Annotated in this window: 24 protein-coding genes and 1 other RNA gene; 16 read left to right on the plus strand and 9 right to left on the minus strand. The window is 61.1% G+C overall.

Going from position 1 to position 22212, the window contains the following annotated elements:
• Window positions 1-2: 2 nt before the first annotated feature.
• The 3 genes from EK16_RS01135 to EK16_RS12100 all read right to left on the minus strand — a co-directional run bounded on the left by EK16_RS01135 (window position 3) and on the right by EK16_RS12100 (window position 3195).
• Window positions 3-1631, minus strand: a complete 1629-nt coding sequence (locus EK16_RS01135) for a DUF4153 domain-containing protein (protein ID WP_197059566.1) — start codon at window positions 1629-1631, stop codon at window positions 3-5.
• A gap of 589 nt (window positions 1632-2220) precedes the next feature.
• Window positions 2221-3000 (minus strand): hypothetical protein, encoded by a 780-nt coding sequence (locus tag EK16_RS01140; RefSeq protein ID WP_038033815.1) that lies wholly within the window; start codon window positions 2998-3000, stop codon window positions 2221-2223.
• A gap of 36 nt (window positions 3001-3036) precedes the next feature.
• Window positions 3037-3195, minus strand: coding sequence for a hypothetical protein (locus tag EK16_RS12100; protein WP_156098416.1), 159 nt, complete (start codon window positions 3193-3195; stop codon window positions 3037-3039).
• Window positions 3196-3541: 346 nt separating this feature from the next.
• Here EK16_RS12100 and nadA point away from each other — a divergent pair, with 346 nt between their 5' ends.
• Together nadA and ssrS are read left to right on the plus strand one after the other, a co-directional pair.
• Entirely contained in the window at window positions 3542-4558 is a 1017-nt protein-coding gene (gene nadA, locus EK16_RS01145) for a quinolinate synthase NadA (RefSeq protein ID WP_051928736.1), read from the plus strand.
• 95 nt (window positions 4559-4653) lie between these two features.
• A non-coding RNA gene (ssrS, locus tag EK16_RS11805) (6S RNA) lies at window positions 4654-4811 on the plus strand.
• Window positions 4812-4997: 186 nt separating this feature from the next.
• On the opposite strand, the gene irrA is transcribed toward ssrS, so the two are convergent.
• Complete coding sequence (gene irrA / locus EK16_RS01150; RefSeq protein WP_051928737.1) at window positions 4998-5426, minus strand: iron response transcriptional regulator IrrA; 429 nt, start codon at window positions 5424-5426, stop codon at window positions 4998-5000.
• A gap of 80 nt (window positions 5427-5506) precedes the next feature.
• On the opposite strand from irrA, the gene EK16_RS12105 reads away from it, so the two are divergent.
• The 5 genes from EK16_RS12105 (at window position 5507) to EK16_RS01170 (ending at window position 8493) form a co-directional block, all read left to right on the plus strand.
• Window positions 5507-5710: a hypothetical protein gene (locus EK16_RS12105; protein WP_156098417.1), complete on the plus strand. Its 204-nt coding sequence runs from the start codon at window positions 5507-5509 to the stop codon at window positions 5708-5710.
• Between the two features lie 177 nt (window positions 5711-5887).
• Entirely contained in the window at window positions 5888-6814 is a 927-nt protein-coding gene (locus EK16_RS01155; RefSeq protein WP_038033817.1) for a sulfite exporter TauE/SafE family protein, read from the plus strand.
• A gap of 1 nt (window position 6815) precedes the next feature.
• Window positions 6816-7751, plus strand: a complete 936-nt coding sequence (locus EK16_RS01160) for a TIGR02186 family protein (RefSeq protein ID WP_051928738.1) — start codon at window positions 6816-6818, stop codon at window positions 7749-7751.
• A 12-nt stretch (window positions 7752-7763) separates the two neighbouring features.
• On the plus strand, window positions 7764-8270 hold the full coding sequence (locus EK16_RS01165; RefSeq protein WP_038033820.1) for a universal stress protein: 507 nt from the start codon (window positions 7764-7766) through the stop codon (window positions 8268-8270).
• Between the two features lie 10 nt (window positions 8271-8280).
• Window positions 8281-8493 (plus strand): hypothetical protein, encoded by a 213-nt coding sequence (locus tag EK16_RS01170; RefSeq protein ID WP_038033822.1) that lies wholly within the window; start codon window positions 8281-8283, stop codon window positions 8491-8493.
• Window positions 8494-8518: 25 nt separating this feature from the next.
• Here EK16_RS01170 and EK16_RS01175 read toward each other — a convergent pair whose 3' ends face one another.
• From EK16_RS01175 to EK16_RS01195, 5 genes are all read right to left on the minus strand, one after another.
• Window positions 8519-9331, minus strand: a complete 813-nt coding sequence (locus tag EK16_RS01175; RefSeq protein WP_081910131.1) for an endo alpha-1,4 polygalactosaminidase — start codon at window positions 9329-9331, stop codon at window positions 8519-8521.
• Between the two features lie 216 nt (window positions 9332-9547).
• A complete protein-coding gene (gene cysG, locus EK16_RS01180) occupies window positions 9548-10999 on the minus strand; it encodes a siroheme synthase CysG (protein WP_051928740.1) in 1452 nt (483 codons plus the stop codon).
• A gap of 170 nt (window positions 11000-11169) precedes the next feature.
• The gene (locus EK16_RS01185; protein WP_038033825.1) at window positions 11170-11394 is read right to left on the minus strand and encodes a DUF6967 family protein; all 225 of its coding nucleotides are present in this window, start codon (window positions 11392-11394) and stop codon (window positions 11170-11172) included.
• Window positions 11391-11639, minus strand: coding sequence for a sulfur relay protein DsrC (locus EK16_RS01190; RefSeq protein WP_231573556.1), 249 nt, complete (start codon window positions 11637-11639; stop codon window positions 11391-11393). Before EK16_RS01190 ends, EK16_RS01185 begins: the two co-directional genes overlap by 4 nt.
• A 35-nt stretch (window positions 11640-11674) precedes the next feature.
• Complete coding sequence (locus tag EK16_RS01195; protein ID WP_051928741.1) at window positions 11675-12655, minus strand: TauD/TfdA family dioxygenase; 981 nt, start codon at window positions 12653-12655, stop codon at window positions 11675-11677.
• Window positions 12656-13125: 470 nt separating this feature from the next.
• Here EK16_RS01195 and dsrA point away from each other — a divergent pair, with 470 nt between their 5' ends.
• The 9 genes from dsrA (at window position 13126) to EK16_RS01240 (ending at window position 22207) form a co-directional block, all read left to right on the plus strand.
• Window positions 13126-14391, plus strand: coding sequence for a dissimilatory-type sulfite reductase subunit alpha (gene dsrA / locus EK16_RS01200; protein WP_038033828.1), 1266 nt, complete (start codon window positions 13126-13128; stop codon window positions 14389-14391).
• A 93-nt stretch (window positions 14392-14484) separates the two neighbouring features.
• The gene (gene dsrB / locus EK16_RS01205) at window positions 14485-15567 is read left to right on the plus strand and encodes a dissimilatory-type sulfite reductase subunit beta (protein ID WP_038033832.1); all 1083 of its coding nucleotides are present in this window, start codon (window positions 14485-14487) and stop codon (window positions 15565-15567) included.
• Between the two features lie 418 nt (window positions 15568-15985).
• Window positions 15986-16378: a sulfurtransferase complex subunit TusD gene (tusD, locus tag EK16_RS01210; RefSeq protein WP_038033834.1), complete on the plus strand. Its 393-nt coding sequence runs from the start codon at window positions 15986-15988 to the stop codon at window positions 16376-16378.
• 12 nt (window positions 16379-16390) lie between these two features.
• Window positions 16391-16798 (plus strand): sulfurtransferase complex subunit TusC, encoded by a 408-nt coding sequence (gene tusC, locus EK16_RS01215; RefSeq protein WP_038033838.1) that lies wholly within the window; start codon window positions 16391-16393, stop codon window positions 16796-16798.
• A 13-nt stretch (window positions 16799-16811) separates the two neighbouring features.
• A complete protein-coding gene (gene tusB, locus EK16_RS01220) occupies window positions 16812-17117 on the plus strand; it encodes a sulfurtransferase complex subunit TusB (protein WP_038033841.1) in 306 nt (101 codons plus the stop codon).
• Window positions 17118-17200: 83 nt separating this feature from the next.
• On the plus strand, window positions 17201-17542 hold the full coding sequence (locus EK16_RS01225) for a TusE/DsrC/DsvC family sulfur relay protein (RefSeq protein WP_038033843.1): 342 nt from the start codon (window positions 17201-17203) through the stop codon (window positions 17540-17542).
• Between the two features lie 165 nt (window positions 17543-17707).
• Window positions 17708-18454: a respiratory nitrate reductase subunit gamma gene (locus tag EK16_RS01230; protein ID WP_038034153.1), complete on the plus strand. Its 747-nt coding sequence runs from the start codon at window positions 17708-17710 to the stop codon at window positions 18452-18454.
• Between the two features lie 169 nt (window positions 18455-18623).
• The gene (dsrK, locus tag EK16_RS01235; RefSeq protein ID WP_051928793.1) at window positions 18624-20144 is read left to right on the plus strand and encodes a sulfate reduction electron transfer complex DsrMKJOP subunit DsrK; all 1521 of its coding nucleotides are present in this window, start codon (window positions 18624-18626) and stop codon (window positions 20142-20144) included.
• Window positions 20145-20233: 89 nt separating this feature from the next.
• Window positions 20234-22207 carry an NAD(P)-binding protein gene (locus EK16_RS01240; protein ID WP_038033846.1) on the plus strand — a complete coding sequence of 658 codons (1974 nt, stop codon included), beginning with the start codon at window positions 20234-20236 and terminating at the stop codon, window positions 22205-22207.
• Window positions 22208-22212: the final 5 nt, after the last annotated feature.

Consider the following 22212-nt stretch of genomic DNA (forward strand, 5'->3'; position numbering starts at 1 on the left):
GTTCACCCTCCGTGCCTCTTGCTCCGCCTTTGCTGCATGATCTCCCTGCATGCCTCACGCAGCGCACGCTCAAAAGCCCGCAGCTGCCAGGCACGCCAGCTCCACTGCCGCCAGCCCTTGTAATAGGACAGAGCCTCGCGAATGCGGGATGCGGCGTATGCCATGCGTACGGGGTCATTCCGCCAGGGACCGTTTTCGGCGAACATGGCCGGCAGGGCATACACACTCAGATTCGTCGTGATGTACCTCACGTCCAGCGGCAGCCCCTTGCCCGTCACCTCACGGCTGTGGGCGATATTGTAGCGGGCGATCATGTTGTCGAGGTTAATGACAGAAAGGCTCCAGACCGCGGCAATGGCGGCGAGCACGCAGGTGCGGATCAGCCAGCGGGTGGAGCGCCCGGCGTGCACGCGCCAGGCGACGAGAACAATGCCGAGGCAGACCAGCGCGATGAAAACGAAGCCGTAAATGCGCGCATGCGTGAGCGAATAGGCGGAAACATAGAGATTGAGCCGCACCAGCGCGCTTAAGGCGATGGCAAGCGTCTGTGCCAGCCACAGATACAGCAGCCTGAGAACCCATGCGGAGGGCTTGGTCGCATTTGGGGCGGATGGAAAGGCAATCAGAACGAACACCCCCGCCAGAGCGGCTGCCACGGCCAGGGCGTAGGCTCCGTCATGGGCATATTCGGCATAGCGGAATGACGGGAATTCTTTCGGATCCAGATGCGCCGGCAGTTCAAGATAGAGATCGGTGATCACATGCACGGCGAAAATGGCGTTGAACACCAAAAGCGTGAGCGTCAAAAGCGTATCCGGAAGAGGGCCGGGCAAGAAAGAGCGCATAATGGAGCGCCCGGCGCCAACGCCGGCCTTGGCGCGCTTCATGGCCTTTAGGCGGAAGGTGGCATTGCGCCGCAAAAGGCCCCAGACGACCAGAACCGTTAACGCCATGAGAAGAGCATGGGAGAAGAAAGTGTCGAAATAGCGCTCCAGATCCAGCTCCAGCTGCAGGGAAGGCAGGATCGCGGCGAACAGGGGGTTGGCGAAGGAAAAGAGCTTGATGAACAGCCAGGCGAGAATCAGCGGCAGCAGGATCCTGCCACCGTAGTGTATCAACGCGCTAATGGCACTTAAGGCCGCAGCAGTGATCAGCATGCCCAAGGAGCGCAGCGCCTTCATGCTTTTGCGCCCCGCTCCGTGGCTCTGAAGGTCACGCAGCAGGAAGAAGGGTGAATGCCACAGGTGTGCGGGGACGTGAAAAAGACTGATACGCGCAGGAGATGAAACGGATCCGGTCATCAGCAGGGAGAAGGTGATGAGGCCGGCCGCGGCGAACAGGAGTGCGACGGAGGTGGCCTGCAGGCTCAAGGGCAGCAGGAAGAGGATAAGGATGATCCAGGCGCGGAAGATTTCTGTGGGGGTGCGCCGGTTTCCCCAAAGCCACGTGATGATGACGGCCATGAGCAAAGTAAAGACGGCTGCCGAAAGGCCCGGCGGTTCGTCATAGAAAAGCCAGTCGGATGCCACCGCCAGCGCCAATGCGGCAATGAGACGACGATGGAATGTGCCTGTTTGCAGGACTGTCTTTGCGCCTTGTTTGGCGCGTGATGAAAAGAAGGCTGCGCTCATGTTCTCTCCCGCTTTCTTATGTGAGTGTTTCTGAAAGGAATGATTGTTGCCCCGCCTTTTTCCGCATCTGCCGCTGGATGGCCGTTCCTGGGCCGGGCATTGGAAGGGAAACTGGCGGGCAGGATGGTGAATTCGCCCAGCCACCATCCGTCCTTGAGCAGGGTGGGCGGCAGCCCGCGCACGCTAAGGCGGGGAGCCGGGGGCTTGCGCCGTGTTATGCGGATGATCTTCGCCATGCCGTCAAAATGACGGGGCGATGTGCAAAAAGGGCCTGTGTGTTTTCGGAAAAAGCACGCAATCGTGTGCAGATTTTCAGCAAATGACGCGCCCTTCCCCCAAGCAACCTGTTTTGTGCATAAAACGGGTTGTGCAGGAGAGGACGCGGTGCGGGATGGTGAATTTTCGGCAGGCTTCTTAGGGCGTGTCCTCATAAAATCCGACGTGCCAGCCCCCTGAAGCTCGACATTTTCGCTTCACCTCGCTGGCCTTTCGCCCTTGAAAATAGCTTTGGCTATTCCCTGCGGGCGAAAAGACCAGCGATATTTTGCGAAAATGCCGCTGGCATCGCCGTCTTTTATGAGTCCACGCCCTAGAACACGTGCTCTTCTACCCGTGCGCTCGGGCAGAGGTTGCTGGTCAGGCTATCGATGAAGACCTTCAGCGTGGCATCAAACGCGCGGGCATAGCCGGGCGCCACATTGCGCAGGAAAGGCGCCTTGATCGTTTCATCAACATAAACGGTGAAACGCACATCTCCGCCTTCCGGATCATGTGCGAAGATGACTGCGCGGATGGGAGAACCATCTTTCTTGAAATACCAGGGTTTGCTCCCAAACCGGAAAGGTTCGCAATTGATTGCGGCACAGGCAGTCTTGCTGTCCTCACGCAGCAGCTTGCGGCAATCGAAATAACTGTCGCGCTCCTCTGCGCATTGCTCAACGAGGCGGAAGGCCTCGCGCACGAGCTGCACCTGCAAGTCCGGCGCCCTTTCCTGCCGGTCGCTCCGTTTTCTCGCGCATTTGGCCGTTGAACACCAGGGCTTGTGGGGTTCCAGCGTCAGGTATTGCAGGGCGGAGGCACGCCAGAGGCGCACCTGATCTGCGGCGGTGAGATAGCCGTAACCGGCGCAGTGGGTTTTGTTGCCGCTGGTTGTGTGGGCATAAACGCCTATTGCGACGAAAAAGGCGATAAGAGCCGCCTTGCCCTTCTCCCGCCAGCCGCGCAAAACGATCCAGGCGACAAAAACCGCCAGCGGGATCCACATGCGCATTTCCAGCAAAAAAATATTAAAAACCACATGGATAACAGCGGTCAAAAAAATGATGATGGTGATGATAAAAAAATGGATGGCGACAAGAACCGATTCCATGAATTCCCCCGCGGTTGTTCTTCGTCTGCGAGGCGATCATGGTGTGCTTGTCTCCTCACCCTGATCCGGGAGGGTGGTTTTTTCATGCACCGCTTCGAGCGCGGCGTTTTCATCTTCGCTGCGGGCTGTCTGCAGGGCCCAGAGCAGAAAGCCCACCGTCATCAAAACCGCCAGAACGAAGGTTGCCACGACCATGACCGCCTCCCTCACCTGTTACGCCATCACGAACCTTTCTTTGCATTGTGCGGCAAGGATCCTGACAAATGGTTGTCGGGATCACGCGCATGCCGGAATGATGATTCCGGGAGATTGCGGCAGGGCGCGGGAAAAAATCGGGCAAGATTCAGACGGTTTCGGTCATGGCTTTCAGCGGAAAAGATCTTTGATGGGCGGGATTAATATTGTTTTGTAATATCAATAGCTTGCGATGCATTTCTCCCCGGTGGCCCTGGGCAGAAACTTGATTTCCCCACTCGGAAAAGTCATATAAAACACGAGAGAGGAACAGGCCGGAATGGCCGCAGGGAGGCTGTGTGCGACGATGACCGATACCCCGAAGTTTCCCATTTGCGAGACGCCCAAGCCGCTTGATCCGGCGCAGAAGGCCGCGCTGATGGAGGAGATCGCGCGCCTGCGCAAGGAGAAGAATGCGGTCATTCTCGCGCATTACTATCAGGACGGTGATATTCAGGATCTGGCGGACTTCGTTGGCGATTCCCTCGATCTGTCGCGCCGGGCGGCCGAGACGGACGCGGACATGATTGTCTTTTGCGGCGTGCGTTTCATGGGCGAGGTGGCCAAGATCCTCTCTCCGCAGAAAAAGGTGGTGATCCCCGACATGGCGGCGGGCTGTTCGCTGGAGGAATCCTGCCGGGCGGAGGATCTGGCGGCCTGGCGCAAGGCCAATCCCGATCACGTGGTGGTCACCTACATCAACTCCTCGGTGGAGGTGAAGGCGCTGTCGGATTATATCGTCACCTCCTCCTCGGCGCTGGATATCATCGAAGCGATCCCGCCGGAGAAGCCCATCCTGTTTGCGCCGGACCGGCACCTGGGCAGCTGGCTGAAGCGCAAGACCGGGCGCGAAATGGAATTGTGGCCGGGATCGTGCATCGTGCACGAGGAATTCTCCGAGGAGGCCCTAATGGCGCTGAAGGAGAAGCATCCTGATGCGCCGATTGCCGCACATCCGGAATGTCCCTTCTCCATTCTCGAGAAGGCGGACTTCGTGGGCTCCACCAAGCAGATCCTGGATTTCGTGCTCTCGCGGCCGGAGAAAGAGTTCATCATCGCCACCGAGCAGCACATCATCCATCAGATGAAAAAGGCGGCGCCGCACAAGACCTTCATTCCCGCACCCGGCATGGACGGGGACTGCAAGTGTGCCACCTGCCCCTACATGGCGCTGAACACGCTGGAGAAACTGGCTGCGGCGCTGCGGAATGAAGAGCCCGAGATCATCATTGACGAAGCGCTGCGGCAAAAGGCCCTGATTCCGCTGCAGCGGATGCTGGAGATTTCCGCGCAGGCTGCCGCCCGCCGGGCCGCTGCGCAGTAAATCGGTGCTAATTGAAAGGCGCCATTCTTTTTGACCCTTGCGGTTTTCGGCGGGGCGATTGCATGGCGCAAGGGATGCATTACATTATGGCGCGGACGGTGCTGCCCGGTGCGTGACGGATGCGCATCCCAGGGGCCGTACCATGATCCGAGGGAGCTGTCCCTGCCCGGGGTCGTGGCCCCGGGCATATGGCGCCCACCTGCTGAGTGCAGGGACCCGGGATCACCATGCCGCACGGCCGCGGCGGCCCGTCCACATCACCTGATGCCGGGGATATCGATAAACGCATTTCCGCATCGCAGGAGTTAGGGGTGCTCCGCAATATCCGGGGGTAGATGCCAAAGACCAAAAGCCGGGTTCTTCAGCGCTACCATATGACCGGCGCGGGCTATATCACTCGCGATTGGGGGGATGAAGAGCAAGCAGCCGAAAGGAAGGATCACTTGTCGGTGAGGCGGACGATGACGTCGATACTGGCGATGCGGGCGCCTTCCGGCAGGGGCGGCAGCTTGTCGATGACGAGCTGATCCGCCGGAATGTCCATGAGCCGGCCGTCCTTCTCGGAATAGAAGTGGAAGTGATCATCCATGTTGGTGTCGTAGAAGGTGCGGCTGCCGTCCGCGATCACCTCGCGCAGAAGGCCGGCGCGCGTGAACTGGTTGAGTGTGTTGTAAACCGTGGCCAGGGAAATGGACATGTCGGCCTGTGTGGCCTCGCGGTGCAGCTCCTCGGCCGTGACATGACGATGCCCCTGCGCGAAAAGCAAGCGCGCCAAGGCGATGCGCTGACGCGTGGGGCGCAGACCGGCATCCCTGAGCTTCTTGACGATCGCCTCTTCATCAAAGGCGGTGTGATTCTGCTTCGTCATGACACAACCCGGCTTTGGAACATTGATCCAGATCACATATAATACGAACAAGAATAATTCGCAAATGAAAAGCGCCCGGTTTGAGCGAATCATTCCAGAGTGTGGAAAGTTTTTCAGGCCACATGCCGCAAGGCAAGGGAAAAGGGATCGTCCTGCTTGCGGGCCTCGCATTGATCAAAATTTCGGCACTTCTGGCAATGCGACATAATTGTCGCATTGACCACATGGTGAAATTCTGGCAAAGGGCCGCCACAAGCCGCCTGCGCCTGTCGCTGCGTTTCTGAAGTGAACCTGTTGGCAGCGGCATCCCTCCAGACGGCGCCAAATTCGCAAACAGACATGTTGCAGGGCCTTCTCAGGCTTCATCGGGCCTGGGAGTGAAGGCCTTTCATCGTCTTTCTCTCCCGCATGGTCGGGAAGAGAGGGGGTGCGACGCATATCTTGCAGAGCGGTAGAGAACCATGTCCATCTATCTGCCCATTGCCGAGGTTTCGGTGAACATTTACCTGCTGCTCGGCCTCGGCGGCATCGTCGGTTTTCTTTCCGGTATGTTCGGTGTTGGTGGCGGCTTCCTGATGACGCCGCTTCTGATGATGATCGGCATTCCACCGGCCGTGGCGGTGGCGACGGAAGCCAATCAGATCGTGGCTTCATCGGTTTCCGGTGCCCTGGCCCAGTACCGACGTGGCAACGTCGATGTGAAGATGGGGCTGATCCTGCTGGCGGGCGGTATCGTCGGCTCGGTCATCGGCGTGCAGATCGTGAAGATCCTGCGCGAGATCGGTCAGGTCGATCTCGTCATCAAGCTCACCTATGTGACCATGCTCAGCATCATCGGTTCGATGATGTTCATCGAATCGGTGAACGCCATTCGCAAGAGCAGGAAAGCGGGCAAGAAGGCCGGGCCGGTGCGCAAGCCCGGTTCGCACAACTGGGTGCATGGCCTGCCGTTCAGGATGCGCTTTCCGCGCTCCAAGCTGTACATTTCCATCATTCCTCCCATTGGCGTGGGCATTCTTGTTGGCCTTCTGGCTGCGATCATGGGCGTGGGCGGCGGTTTCATCATGGTGCCGGCCATGATCTATCTGCTGCGCATGCCCACGGGCGTGGTGGTGGGCACCTCGCTGTTTCAGATCGGGTTCGTGACCATTCTCACCACCATTCTCAACGCGGTGCAGAACCAGACGGTGGACGTGGTGCTGGCACTCATTCTCATGTCGTCGGCGGTGATCGGCGCGCAGCTTGGTGCGCGGGTGGGTTCGCGTCTGCCAGGCGAGCAGCTGCGTGTGCTGCTGGCGCTGATGGTGCTGGCCATGTGCGTGAAGCTGGCGTGGGGGCTTGTGGCCACGCCGGAGGAGCTGTTCTCGTTTGCCGGAGGAGGAGAGTGAGATGAGGCGGCTGAAACGCACCGTTCTTTCCGCGCTGATCATTGCGGGCGGATTTCTCGTCGCCAGCGCCGCCCCCCTTCCGGCGCAGGCACAGGAGGCAAAGGCGCAGGCGCAGGAGGCGACGGAGACCTATGACGTGCGCCAGCCTGAGGGGCAGGGCAAGGGCATGGCCCAGGGCGCGCCGGTTTCCGTGCGGCTTTCCGAGAACAGGAATGCGCGCAAGAATGCGCCCAAGGTGGTTGCGGACCTGTCCACGCATACGGTGGCGATCAAGACGGATTTTGCCGGCACGCGCGTGATGCTCTTCGGCGCCATCGTGGGCACGGCGGAGGAAGGCAAGGCGCGGCCGGATCTGATTGTGGTCATCCGCGGCCCGTCGCGCCTGTTCAAGATGCATCGCAAAAAGCGTGTGGGGCCGATCTGGGTCAATGCCGATGAGCGCATCTTCCGGGCGGCCCCTGGCTATTATGCGCTTCTGTCCTCGAATATCCTGACGGACATTGCCCCGGCGGACAGGCTCAAGAAACGCGGCATCGGGTTTGAGGCCCTGCAAGAGCACCTTCTGGCCACGGCGGAAGGTTTCAAGGACCTGAAGGAAGCCGAGCTCTATGCCAAGGCCTTTGTGCGCCTGATGAAAAAGAAGGGGCTGTATCGTGCCAATGACAACGGCGTGAACTTTACCGGGCGCTATCTGTTCCGGGCGACGTTCGACCTGCCGGCCAACGTGCCCCTGGGCGAATACGAGGCGGATGTCTATCTCTGGCGGGCCGGCAAGCTTCTCGGCAAGTTCACCACCAAGCTGGAAATCGAGAAGCGCGGCTTTGAGCGCCTCGTTTATGTGTTCGCCCATGAGCAGCCCTTGCTGTATGGCATCGCTGCTGTCATCATAGCCATTGCTGCCGGTTTCACCGCGGCGGCGATCTTCCGCAAGGATTGAGGGGAGGCGGGCATGCCACATCGCAAGAAGCGCCTGGTTCATGAAAAGGGCCACATCCGCAAGTTCATGGTGGTCCTGGATGAGACGCCGGAATGCGAAACCGCGGTCTACTTCGCAGCGGCGCGGGCGCGCAGCACCCATTCCATGCTGACCATGCTCTATGTCATCGAGCCGCCGGGGTTCACGCACTGGCTGGCGGTGGAGGAAACGGCGCGCGAGGAAGGCGAGCGCAAGGCGGAGGCGCTTTTCCGCATGTATCGCCAGAAGCTTGAAAAATGGGGCTTCGGCGATCTGCCACGGGAAGAAGTGGTGCGCTATGGCCAGCGCTGCGAGCAGATCCGGGAGCTGGCCAATGAGGATCCGGATATCTCCTTCCTCGTGCTGGGAGCGGCTGTTGGTGGCGAAGGGCCCGGCCGGCTGGTGACCAATCTCATCACCAAGGGCACGAAGGATTTTCCGACACCCATCGTTATCGTGCCGGGCGACATGACCTTCGAGGAAATCGACGCACTGGCCTGATCCGGCGGGCATGAGCGCAAAACGCCAAGACGGGGGCAAGGGAAAGGGGCATGGCGGCACGCCGCTGTGGCCCTTTCTGCTTATCGCCCTGGCCGGCGCCGTCTATCTCGGCGTGCAGTTCGCGGTCAACCTCTGGCATTCCTGGCTGCTGGCCGGGGCGATCGTGGCCGCCGGCATGGCGCTGTTCTGGCTGATCTGGCCGGGCGATGACGATGAGAATTGATCGTGCTTGCGATCGATGTCGAGACTCATTCGAATTCAGCACAATCGCGGCGCCAGGCGGTCAGGTCCCTGTCCTTGAGGATCATGGATATGCCAAGCATGCGGGCGTAGTGGCAGGCCTGCTCCATGTTCGGGTGTTCTTCGCGATATTCCGCATCCAGCACCGCGCGCCCCTTGCGGATATAGGGGTACATCTCGCTGCACCAGCCATCATTGTAACAGGCTTCGGTAACGGCGAAATCCATGAAACGGGAAAGCCGCCGCGCGAGATCGGGCGCGTTTTTCTGGGCTATGGCAAGGCCCATTCTATGGGCGGCGCGGGTGAGGGCCCGCATGTAGCGCACGACGTGTTGGCGCCTGATGGGAAAGCCGGTGCGATTCTCATGCAGGTCGATGTTGTCTGCCTCGATGGCATCGAAGCCCATACGCTTGCAGCGGCGGAAGCGGGCTTTCATGATCGGCAGAAGAATACGCCTTTTGCGGATGTCGAGAAAACGTTCATCGGGCCAGTCGTCATATCGGCGCCCCAGGACCCGGCGAGGAAAGGCCTTGGCATCCCTGCGCCATTTCTCCCAGGTGCCCACGGAGACGTAGCAGATCAGATAGACGCCCCTTGCCTTGAGTTTTCTGATCTGTTCCCGCGTGACGAGATCAGGGTCGACATCGAGAATGTCCACCTTGACGGAAAGGTTGATGGGCCGGGAGAGCTGCCAGTCCCAACTGCCCTGCTGTGGGGGAAGCCGCCAGCGGGAGGATGCGGCATGCGCCGGATTGAGCAGGAGACAGGCAGCGAGGAAGAGCAACACCACGTGGCCATATTCGAGAGCACGACCCTGCATGGTTGTTTTCCTTGCTGTCGCAGCGAGCGCCGGAGACCTGTAACGCCAGTCCACAAAAATGTGGCCTGGGGTGCCGGCTGATCTGCGGCATGACGACGGTGATGTCGTGTGATTCGAATTATTTCACAGGTTGAATGATTGTTTGGTGTAAAATCAAGACTTGAAAATTGTGCGCTTTAATCATTCCCTGCCATAATTATCGTACGGTGCGTGCAGTCAGAGTGTGCCGGTAAAGCGTCCCTGCGGGAGGGGATCGGCGTTGGCGTCTTCCGATCCGGGTTCGAACCAGGCGAGTTTCTCGCGCAGGGTGACCACGGTGCCGATGATGATCATGGCCGGGCCGGTGAGTTTTGCAGCCTTCACCTTTTCGGCGATGTTGCGCAGCGTGCCGATGACGACGCGCTGGCCCGGGCGCGTGCCCTTTTCCACCACGGCGCAGGGAAGATCAGGATCGGCGCCATGCGCGATGAAGGCGGCGGTCAGCTCCGGCAACAGGCGCAGACCCATATACACGGCCACGGTCTGATTGGGGCGGATGATGCGCTCCCAATCCAGCTCGACAATGCCGTTGCGTCCGTGGGCGGTCACAAAGAGGCAGCTCTGGGCGTGATCGCGATGGGTGAGTGGAATGCCGGCATAGGCGGCGCAGCCGGAGGCGGCGGTAATGCCCGGCACCACCTGAAAGGGGATGTGATTTTCCGCCAGTTTCTCGATTTCCTCGCCGCCGCGGCCGAAGATGAAGGGATCGCCTCCTTTCAAGCGCAGAACGCGCTTGCCCTCCCGGGCCAGACGCACGAGAAGATCGGAGATCTGTTCCTGCGGCAGGGCATGATCATCCGGGCGCTTGCCGACATAGATGCGCTCGGCCTCGCGGCGGACAAGATTGAGAATGCCGTCACCAATGAGGCGGTCATAAAGAACGACATCGGCCTTCTGCATCAGGCGCAGGGCCTTGAACGTGAGCAGGTCGGGATCGCCGGGGCCGGCGCCGACGAGATAGACCTCGCCGCGCACGCCGCTTTTCTCCTCGGCCTCGGCTAGGGCGAGCTCCCGCTCCATGAGTTCTTCCGCTGCGGTTTCATCACCGGCGAAAACATGGGAGGCCATGGGTCCTTCCAGCGTGCGCTCCCAGAAACGGCGGCGGTTTTCCGGATTTTTCAGGCGCGCCATGACCCGCTCGCGAAACTCTCCGGCGAAGCGGGCAAGACGGCCATAGGCCGCCGGCAGCATGGTTTCCAGCCGGGCGCGGATCATGCGGGCGAGAATGGGGGAGGCGCCGGATGAGGAAACGGCGACGATGAGCGGTGTGCGATCGACGATGGAGGGCATGATGAAATCGCACAATTCGGGCCGGTCGGCGACATTGACCGGCACCTTCGCGGCGCGGGCCATCTCGGCGATGCGGCGATCATCCTCCTCGTTGCGGCAGGCGGAAAAGGCAAGGACAGCATCCTCGAAATCCGCCGGCTGCGGGCAGCGGGGGAAATGCTCTAGGCGCGGATGATCGCGCAGGCCGGCGAAATCGTCCTCGGCCACGGAAGCGGCGAAGAGCTTCACGCGCGCCCCGGCCCGCAAGGCAATCTCGCAGCGGCGGGCGGCGACGGTGCCGCCGCCGGCAACGATGACCGTGCGGTCCCTGACATCACGGAAAATGGGGAGGTAGTCCATGTTTCCGGTTTATCCCTGACGTCCGGTTTGTCCCTGACGCGTGTTGCTCCTGCCCTGCGCGCCAGTGAGATCGTTAGCCTTTCGCCGGTGTTTGCGCAATGTGGGGCGCATGACTTCTGCCGCCTGGGCCTTTAAACCCGTGGCATCCGCGAGAGATGTGGGCGGCGGGTTCATTGCCCCTGCGGGGCGACGCGATCGGCCCATTCGGTGAAAAGCCGCGAAAGCCTGCGCGCATCCTCGGCATCCAGGCCGATCTGCGTGATGCGCTTGCCTTCCTTGTAGGTCAGGCGCAGGAAGTGCACATCATTGCCGGCATCGACGGCATCCACCTTCAGCTCACGGCGAAAGGCGGTGACGAACTGATCCAGCGTTTCCACCTTCTCTTCCGGTGTCATCGCCCCGCGTCTCCTCCCTTGTCGGTCTGGCCATAGCGCTTTTTCAGCTCCTCGGTGCGATCGCCCCAGTAAAAGGCCGTTTCCAGCTCAAGATGCCAGTTGGGCGGGGTGTCGGGATAGTCTGGCTTGACGTCAAACTCCAGAAACACCTCGCCGCTCTTGGCCACGAGGATCACCAGCTCGCGCAGCTCCTCGAAACGCTCGATCTGCGGATTGGCGATCATCAGTTCGGACAGCTTGGCCATGTCGCTTCTTCCCCATGGTTATGGGCATGATCGGCTCATGCCGCTTCCAGTAAGCCCGTGTTCAGGATCCGGTTGGAATAGCGGGCGCGATACATCAGGCGGCCGCGCCCCGGTTCGTCCCAGTCCTCAAAAGCGGTGCGCGTGTGCAGCACGTTGTTGCAGACCAGCCCCTGCCCCGGCTGCATGCGCACCCGGAACAGGAAGGGCTCCTCATCCGATCTCAGAAGATGGCGCAGAAACTCCACGGCCTCAAGGGTGAGCGGGTCGTCCTTCCATATGATGTGACGGCTGCGTTCGGTATAGCGCATTTGCAGGGCACCGGTGTCCTCATCCACCCAGAAGACGGGACCGCGCGATTCGGGGCGGATGCTGCCATCTTCCTCGCGGAATTCCGGGATGGTCATGGCATCGGGGGCCATGAGCGCCTCGATATAGCCGGGATTTTCGTCACGCAGGCGGATATAGGCGATTTCGTAATCGAGAAGCTCGTTCTCGCCGCCGCTTTTGGCCTGACGGGCACAGTGCAGAATCATGGAGCGGATCACCGGAGCGCCGGGCCAGCCGTATTTGTAATAGCCGTCGGTGTGCCAGAGGATCCTGCGGGTGGTGTAGGGGATAAAGCCATGGCGCGGGCGTTCGTTCTCATCGACAACCTCAATGGCCACCACCTGCTCCTCATCCATGGAGCGGTGCTCCTCCAGATCGGTCATGCCGAAATGCGCGGCAAAATGGCGCAGGGCGCGCTCAAGCGCCGGACCGGCCTCGCCTGAACGGTCCTGCGTGTCATAGATGGCCATGTTGGCGCGGCGGCACAGATCGATGATGCGTGCCTTTTCCTGCGGAGAGGGATTCTCAAGATCGGAGACGGGCACGATCATCTCCTGTGGCGATTTCGGGTGAGCAGCCAGCTTGGCCTGGCGCCAGGCGCGATAGGCCTCCTCATCGGAAAGAGAAAAGGGGCCTGTTTGCGGAATCTTCGGCATTTCGGCATTCCGGTCGATGTTGGTGTCGGTCATGGATCCTGTCTCCCCTGAAGCGGTGAATGTGGCATCGTGGCCTGTCCGGGCGCTGTTCCACAGGTTAAGGGGAGCTGACAATGATCCAGCGCAGATTGCGCGCTGATCGGCGCATGTCTGTGAAGCGGCACGACAAAATCCTTTCACAATCCGGGAAAAGTGAGCCGGACTTGCTCGCGCGGGTAGGAGCAATCCGACTTTTTTTGTAAATTATCGGATACGCATATTGGAATATGTGAATTCCTTTGCTATAGAGCCGCCTGTCGGTTCCGCCAATCCGCCTTCCGCGGAGTGGCAAGAGGGACGGGGCCGTGTGGCATCGGCGATCTCGCCGATGGTATCATGCCGGCGCTGTTAGGTTTAGCGACAGGCGTGCTGGATCATTCAGTTCACACGGAAGCCCTGAGCGGACGGAACCGACTGAAGGGGTCGACCGGTTGCCGCCAGGCCAACTGAAGAGGGAGTGACAGATGGCGAACAACGATTTCAAGGTGCACCCGACACCAAAGCTCGACGAGCTGGAGAAGGGGCCGTGGCCGTCCTTCGTGACCGGCCTGAAGCGTCTGCGTGACGCGGGCAAGCGCTATTCCCCGATGATCAACGACCTTCTGGGCCAGCTCGAGCATTCCTACGAGGAGCGACTCGGCTTCTGGAAGGGGGGCACCATCACGGTCGTGGGATACGGCGGCGGCGTTATTCCGCGCTTCTCCGAGGTGGCCGACAAGTTCCCGGCGTCTTCGGAGTTTCATACCCTGCGCATCATCCCGCCGGCGGGCTATCACTACACCACCGACATCATCCGCAAGATGTGCGACATCTGGGAGGAGTATGGCTCCGGCCTGATCGCCTTCCATGGTCAGTCCGGCGACATCATGTTCCAGGGCTGCTCCTCCGACAACGTGCAGCCGGCGTTTGACGCCCTGAACGAGCTGGGCTTCGACCTCGGCGGCGCCGGGCCGGCCCTGCGCACCTCCATGAACTGCGTGGGCCATGCGCGCTGCGAGATGTCCTGCTACGACGAGATCAAGGCGCACCGGATGATCATCAACGAGTATCTCGACGAGATGCACCGTCCGGCGCTGCCGTACAAGTTCAAGTTCAAGTTCTCCGGCTGCCCGAACGACTGCGTGAACGCCATTCACCGTGCCGACTTCGCCGTGATCGGCACCTGGCGCGACGACATGAAGGTCGACCAGGAGAAGGTGAAGGAGTACGTCGAGGAGCTCGGGCGTGACTACATCATCGAGCACGTGATCAACATGTGCCCGACGCGGGCGCTGAAGCTCAATGATGATGACACGCTGGCCGTCGACAACAAGGCCTGCGTGCGCTGCATGCACTGCCTGAACGTGATGAACCGCGCGCTGAAGCCCGGTGATGACAAGGGTGCGGTCATCCTCATCGGCGGCAAGCGCACGCTGAAGATCGGCGACCTGATGGGCACGGTGATCAAGCCCTTCATCAAGCTGGAGACGGATGAGGACTTTGAGGCGCTGGTGGAGTTCGCCGGCGAGGTGATCGACTTCTTCGCCGAGAACGCGCTGGAGCATGAGCGCATCGGCGAGACCATTGACCGTATTGGTCTGCCGGCGTTCCTGGAGGCCATCGGCGTCGATCCGGATCCGAACATGGTGCTGCATCCGCGTCAGGTCTCCTTCGTCCGCACGGACGACTTCCAGGCGGAGATGGAGCGCATGCGCGCCAAGAAGGCGGCGAAGAAGGAGGCCGCCGAGTAGTCGGCTCCGGCTCTACGGCAGGGATAGCGACAATCAACCGGCGGAAGCGTTCGGGCTTCCGCCGGAGCAGAGAACCGAACTGGAGGGAAGAACATGAGCGAAGCTGCGCAGAAGCCGCGCATGCCGGACGAGACGGGTGTGCCGGATCCGTTTCCCTATATGCATCCGGTGATGAAGAAGAATTACGGACAGTGGGACTATCACTTCCGGCCGCGTCCCGGCGTGCTGTGCCATGTGGCCAAGTCCGGCGACAAGATCTGGACGGTGCGTGCCGGCACGCAGCGGCAGATGGACGTGTTTACCATCCGCAAGCTGTGCGATCTGGCCGACAAGTACTGTGACGGTTACCTGCGCTTCACCACGCGCTCCAACATCGAGTTCCTTCTCGACAAGGAGGAGAATGTCGAGCCGCTGATCGAGGAGCTCAACAAGGAAGGCTTCCCCGTTGGCGGCACGGGCAACTCCGTTTCCATGGTGTCGCACACGCAGGGCTGGCTGCACTGCGACATTCCGGGCACGGACGCCTCGGGTGTGGTGAAGTCGTTGATGGACCTCATGTATGAGGAGTTCATCAACGAGGAGATGCCGAACCGCGTGCGCATCACCTCCTCGTGCTGCCAGATCAACTGCGGCGGTCAGGGCGACATTGCGGTGAACGTGCAGTACACCAAGCCGCCGCGCATCAATCACGAGCTGGTGGCCAACGTCTGCGAGCGTCCGGCGGTGGTGGCGCGCTGCCCGGTGGCGGCGATCCGTCCGGCCCTGGTGAACGGCAAGCCGTCGCTGGAGGTTGACGAGAAGAAGTGCGTCTGCTGCGGCGCCTGCTATGCGCCGTGCCCGCCGATGCAGATCAACGGCAAGGAAGAGACGCGCATTGCTGTGTGGGTGGGCGGCAAGCACTCCAACGCCCGTTCCAAACCGCGCTTCCACAAGCTGGTGGTCGCCGGCCTGCCCAACAATCCGCCGCGGTGGCCGGAAGTGGGCGAGGTGGTGATGAAGATCCTGCGCGCCTACAAGGAGAACGCCAAGGACTGGGAGCGTATCGGCGACTGGATCGAGCGCATTGGCTGGCCGCGTTTCTTCGAGCTGATCGATGTGCCGTTCGTGAAGCATCACATCGATACGTGGACCTATGCGCGGCTGACGCACAATCACTCCACGCACATCCAGTACTGAACATGATGGCCGGGGTGGCCGCAGGGCGCGGTTGCCCCGGTCCTCACTTGCACGGGGCGGCATGGCCGCCCGGCGGGGAGAGGGAAGGCCGAGAACGATTGCAGGCCCGATGGGCATGAGCGGCCTGAAAGGGGCTGAAGGCATGCAGCGGGCCGGGACGGGTGATAAGGGCCTGTCCGAATAGAATAAAAAGAAGGCGAAGAGAAATCGCCTCCGAGAGCATGATGCGCCTTCCGATCAGATCTGTGCGTGTTGGTGGATGATCTCATGTGGTGGCTGCCACAAGCATCATCCGCTTATCATGCAGGACAATCCCCGCCATGAAGATTGCTGGCTGTGTTTCAAGCGGGACGGAACCTTTTTCTTGAGGTTTCGGCCGGACATGAAAACGGGTTAGGTCTAACAGGGGATCGAGGCGGTGAAACTGGGAATCGTAGTTCTCGAAGGACCCTATCAGCACGAGGCGTCGGACACGGCGTATAACTTCACCGTGGCGGCGCTGGAGAAGGGGCACGAGGTCTTTCGCGTCTTCTTCTATCATGACGGTGTGAACAACGCGACGCGGCTGATGGTGCCGCCGCAGGATGACCGTCACATCCAGAAGCGCTGGAGCGAGCTTGCCGAGAAACACAATCTGGATCTCGTGGTCTGCGTGGCCGCGGCCCAGCGGCGCGGTATCCTTGACGAGGACGAGATGAAGCGTCACGGCAAGGATGCCAACAACATCGCGCCGGGCTTTCGCATTTCCGGCCTGGGACAGCTGATCGAGGCGGGCATTCAGTGTGACCGCCTGGTGTTCTTCGGCGACTGAGGGGAGGCGGCCATGTCGGATGTGAAGAAGTTTCTCTACGTGAACCGCAAGGCGCCGCACGGCACGATCTATGCGCTGGAGTCGCTGGAAGTGGTGCTGATCGGCGCGGCCTTCGAGCAGGATGTGGCTCTGGCCTTTCTGGATGACGGGGTGTTTCAGCTGGTGAAGGGCTGGGACACGAGCGAGCTGGGAGCGAAGAACTTCCAGCCGGCCTATACGGCGCTGGGCGACTATGACGTGCAGAAAGTCTACGTCGAGCGCGAATCCCTGGAGGAACGGGGCTTGAGCGAGGACGACCTCATCGAGATGACCTACGAGGACGAGGATGATGACTTTGCCGAAAAGTCCTCGATCCGGATCGTCTCTCGCGAGGAGATGGCCAAGATCATGGCCGATGCGGACGTGATCCTGAGTTTCTGAGGAGGTGCGCGAAATGGCCCTGTTGCATACCGTCAACAAGTCGCCCTATGAAAGAAACACGCTGGAGAGCTGCCTCAATCACGTGCAGGAGGGAGACACGGTCCTGCTGATCGAGGACGGTGTCTATGCCGTGATCAAGGGAGGCCGGGCTGCCGATGTCCTGGCCTCGGTGAAGGGCGTGAAGATTGCGGCGCTCTCGGCTGATCTCAAGGCCCGCGGGATTACCGCGGACAAGATGATCGACGGCGTTGAGGTCGTCGATTACGGCGGGTTTGTCGACCTGGTCACGAGCAACGACAAGGTCCAGGCCTGGCTGTGAGATTCCGCTGCCGCATGACAAAGAGCATATAATGTGGCGGCAGTCGGGAAACCGAACCGTTCCATGCAAGAGGAGAGGCTGACATGTCTGCAGGCTACTATGAGGTGAACGGCAAGCAGGTTCCGCACGACGAGGAGGGTTACATCACCAATCTCTCCGACTGGTCGAAGGAGCTTGCCGAGGTCATCGCCAAGCAGGAAAACATCGACATGACCGACGAGCACTGGGAGGTCGTGAACTTCCTGCGCGAGTACTATGACGAGTATCAGATCGCGCCGGCCATCCGTGTGCTCGTGAAGGCCATGAAGAAGAAGTTCGGGCCGGAGAAGGGCAACAACAAGTACCTCTATGAGCTGTTCCCCTACGGTCCGGCGAAACAGGCGTGCAAGATCGCCGGTCTGCCGAAGCCCACGGGCTGCGTCTGACCGGCCAGACATCCTGCTTCCGGTGAGAGGGCGAAAGCGACTTTTGCCTCTCGCCTAAAAAAGACAACGGACATGCCTGGTCCGACCCCTTGATGGGGTCGGGCCGGCGAACCGGTGCATGAGGCCTGCGGCCGTTTCCGGCTTGGAGTGGAGGGGAAGTCCGTGCTGACCGTTCTGTACGCACTGCTCTATTACGTCGCGGCGATCATCTTCGTGGTCGGCGTTGCCAAGCGCGTCTGGGAATACTGGAAGACGCCGCAGCCTGCCGTCATTCCGACGACACCGGCCCCCGTGACGCGCACGGGCGTGGTCTGGCGCATGTTCAAGGAAGTGGCGTTCTTCGAGTCCTTATGGAAATCAAACAAGTGGATCTGGATTTTCGCGATGATGTTCCACCTCTCGTTGTGGCTCATCATCATCCGGCATTTGCGCTACTTCCTTGATCCGGTGCCGACGCTCATCGTGCTGGCGCAGCCTTTCGGCAAGTATGCCGGCTTCTTCTTCGTGCTCGGGGCGCTCGGGCTGCTGGCGCGCCGCATGTTCGTGCCGCGGATCCGCTACATCAGCAACCCGTCCGACTATCTGATGCTGCTGCTGTTTCTGGGCATCGGGCTGTCGGGCCTGGGCATGACCTTCGTCTCCAAGACAGATATCGTCGGCGTGAAGGCCTTCTTCCTCGGGCTGATGACCTTCAACTGGCAGCCGCTGCCGACGGATCTGCCGGTACTGGTGCATCTCGGCCTGGTGGCGCTGTTCCTGATCATCTTCCCGTTCTCCAAGCTGGTGCATGCGCCGGGTGTGTTCTTCTCGCCGACGCGCAACATGGTGGACAATCCGCGCGAGAAGTTCCGGCCGGTGCCGTGGCTGCCGCCGGTGGACGAGGTGCAGTACGATCCGCCGCATGGATCCTGATCGCGGATGTGAGCGGAGGGATGCGTGGCGCTGCCCTTTGCGAGCGGCGCAGGAGAGTGATCAATCGCAACCGATGTGATGGCAAAGGCGGGAGAGAGCCGTGTCTGAGCTGGACAAGAACCCGGAAGCCGCGACGGACGACGTGCCGCCCGAGGCGCAGGAGGATCCGCTGTATTTCGCCTGGGAGCCCAAGGAGGGCGCCTCGGCACACATTCAGAGCTTCAAGGCGGCGCCGGAGTTCCAGGAGCCGCTGGGCTATCCCGGCGAGCTCGTGGACAACTGGAAGGAGGTGGCGCTGGCCAAGATGGAGGAGCTGCGCGGCAAGTTCCGCTCCTTCCGGCTGTTCCTGGATATCTGCGTGAAGTGCGGGGCGTGCACGGACAAGTGCCACTATTACATGGGCACGTCCGATCCCAAGAACATGCCGGTGGGGCGGCAGGATCTCCTGCGCAGCGTCTATCGGCGCTACTTCACGCTGCCGGGCAAGTGGTTCCCGCAGCTGGTCGGCGCGCGCGAGCTGACGGAGGATGTGCTGGAAGAGTGGTACACCTATTACTTCCAGTGCTCGGAGTGCCGCCGCTGCTCGGTCTACTGCCCCTATGGCATCGACACGGCCGAGATCACCATGGCGGCGCGCGAGATCCTCGATTCCGTCGGCATCGGCATGAAATACACCAACGAGATCATCGGCAAGGTGTTCAAGGTGGGCAACAACCTGGGCCTGCCGAAGCCGGCGCTGCAGTCGACGCTTGAGGATCTCGAGGACGAGATCGAGGAGGATACAGGCGTGCGCGTGCGGCTGCCGCTGGATGAGCCGGCGGACATCCTGCTGGTGACGCCTTCGGCCGACTTCTTCGCCGAGCCGCACATCGACGGCCTCATTGGCTACGCCAAGGTGTTCCACGCCACGGGGGCGAAGTGGACGCTGTCGTCCTATGCCTCGGAGGCGGCCAACTTCGCCATGTTCATCGGCTCCTACGAGAACATGCGGCGCATTGCCCTGCGCATCCGCAAGGCGGCGATCGACCTTGGCGTGAAGCGGATCATCATCGGCGAATGCGGTCACGCCTGGCGTGCGGCCTATCAGTTCCTGAACACGCTGGCCGGCCCGTTCGATTTCCTGGATCCCAACTATCCGGTGCCGCAGCATATCTGCGAGTATACCTGGGAGGCGATCCAGAAGGGGCTTTTGAAGTTCGACAAGTCGCAGAACGATCACCTCAAGGTGACGTTCCACGATTCGTGCAACGTGGCGCGCGCCTCGCGCATGGGCGACTATCCCGGCGGGCAGTTCGAGATTCCGCGCAACATCATCAAGGCCGTCTGCAATCACTTCTACGAGATGCCGGAGGACACCATCAAGGAAGCCACGCTCTGCTGCGGTGGCGGTGGTGGCCTGCTGACCGACGACCTGATGGAGCTGCGCAAGAAGGGCGGCAGCCCGCGCATGAAGGCCCTGAAACAGGCCACGGAGGAATATGGCGTCAACAAGATGGCGGCCATCTGCGCCATCTGCAAGACGCAGTTCTCCAAGATCATGCCCATGTTCGGTTATGGAATGGACGACATCATGTCGCTGCATCAGCTGGTGTCGAATGCCATCATCCTGCCCGGCTCGGAACAGGAAAAGGAACTGATGGAGGCCGAGGCGGAGAACGCGGGCGAGAATGCGGGCGAGGGCGAGGCGTAAAAGAGCGCTGCAGTCCGGCCCGGCAACATCGGTTACAGCAATGACGGCCTGCCGATAGCGAAATGCGGCGGGCACATGGAGGGAAGAGCATGACGACCATCAACAAGAAGAATCTGCCGAAGACGGAAGGCAAGTTCTTCCGTCGTTTCCGCGAGGGCGAATCCCCGAAGGACTGGGACCTGGAAGAGAAGATTTTCGTTGCCGACCATTCCTACAAGTGCCCGGTCTACGTGGTGAAGACGCCGCCATGCTCGGCTTCGTGTCCGTCCGGTCATGATATCCGCGGCTGGCTGGCCATTGCCCGCGGCATGGACAAGCCGACGGACGAGAACATGCCGTGGCAGGAATACGCCTTTCAGCGCATGACGAAGGCCAACCCCTTCCCGGCGGTGATGGGCCGTGTCTGCCCGGCGCCGTGCGAGGATGGCTGCAATCGCAACGTCGTGGACGAGTATGTGGGCATCAATGCGCTTGAGCATTATGTGGGCGACTGGGCCATCGAGAACAACATGGCCTTTGGCGAGCCGGTGACCGACGCCAACGAGACGCGCAAGAAGGTTGCGATCATCGGCGGCGGTCCCGCCGGGCTGGCCGCGGCCTACTTCCTGCGCAAGAAGGGCCATAACGTCACCATCTTCGATGAGCACGAGAAGCTCGGCGGCATGATGCGCTACGGCATTCCCACGTACCGCGTGCCTCGCGACAAGCTGGATGCCGAGATCAAGCGCATCATCGACATGGGCGTTGAGGTGCGCACCAACACGCGGGTGGGCCGCGATGTTTCGGTGGAGCAGCTTGAGGATGAATACGATGCCATCTTCTGGGCCATCGGTGCGCAGAAGGGCCGGCCGCTGCCCATTCCCGGCTGGAGCGACTGCGAGAACTGCATCACCGGCGTGGAGTTCCTCGAGGCCTTCAACCAGGGCTGGGTCTACGGCACGGCAAAGAAGATCGTGGTCGTGGGCGGTGGTGACACCTCCATCGACGTGGCCTCGGTGGCGCGTCGTCTCGGCCATATCACCGAGGTGCGCAAGACCGACAACATCGACGGAAAGATCGGCGGCTTCACGGCCGATGACGTGGCCGGCATCCTGCGCCGCGAGGGCGTGGAGGCGACCCTGACCTCGCTGTTCCCCATCGATCAGATGGTGGCGGCGGAGCACGAGCGTCAGGAGGCCATGCGTGAGGGCGTGAAGATCCTCGGTGGCGTGATGCCGCTGGAGGTGATCAAGGACGACAGCGGCAAGGCCGTCGGCCTGAAGATGTGCGAGTGCAAGATGGACGGTATGACGCCGATCCCCATCGAGGGCACGGAATTCACGCTGGAGGCCGATCTGATCGTGGCCGCCATTGGTCAGTACGGCGATTTCGAGGGCTTCGAGGACCTGGCCAACGAGCGCGGTTTCATGGACACCGACTCCTACTTCCGCGTGGCGGGCAAGGAGAAGCACTTCGCCGGCGGCGACATCATCCGGCCGCACCTGCTGACCACCGCCATTGGCCATGCGCGCATCGCCGCGGACGAGATCGATCACTTCCTCTCCGGCAAGCCGCTGGAGAAGCGTCCGAAGGTGGATGTGGCGCACTTCAACCTGCTCAATGAGCTGGCCCAGCGCGGGCGGCCGGTGCAGCCCTACGAGGGCGGTCAGGTGCCCGGTACGTCCAGTGCGGAATGGGCGGTGCACAATTTCGAGGATCGCGCCTCGTCCGACGTGATCACGCATGAGGAGATGTTCCTCGGCCACTTCACGGAGATGCCGCGGGCGAAGCGTGAGGAGATCCCCATCGACGCGGAGCATGTGCTTGGCAACTTCCAGGAGCGCATCAAGCCGCTCACGGAGGAGCAGGCCAAGTATGAAGGCGAGCGCTGCATGAGCTGCGGGCTGTGCTTCGAGTGCGACAACTGCGTGATCTTCTGCCCGCAGGATGCCGTGCATCGCGTGCCCAAGAGCGAGCGTGCGGTGGGCCGCTACGTGTTCACCGAATACACGCGGTGCGTGGGCTGCCACATCTGCTCCGACGTGTGCCCGACGGGCTACATCAAGATGGGGCTGGGTCAGTAACCTCA

It is taken from the genome of Thermopetrobacter sp. TC1 (genome assembly GCF_000746275.1).
Taxonomy (GTDB): domain Bacteria; phylum Pseudomonadota; class Alphaproteobacteria; order Rhizobiales; family Aestuariivirgaceae; genus Thermopetrobacter.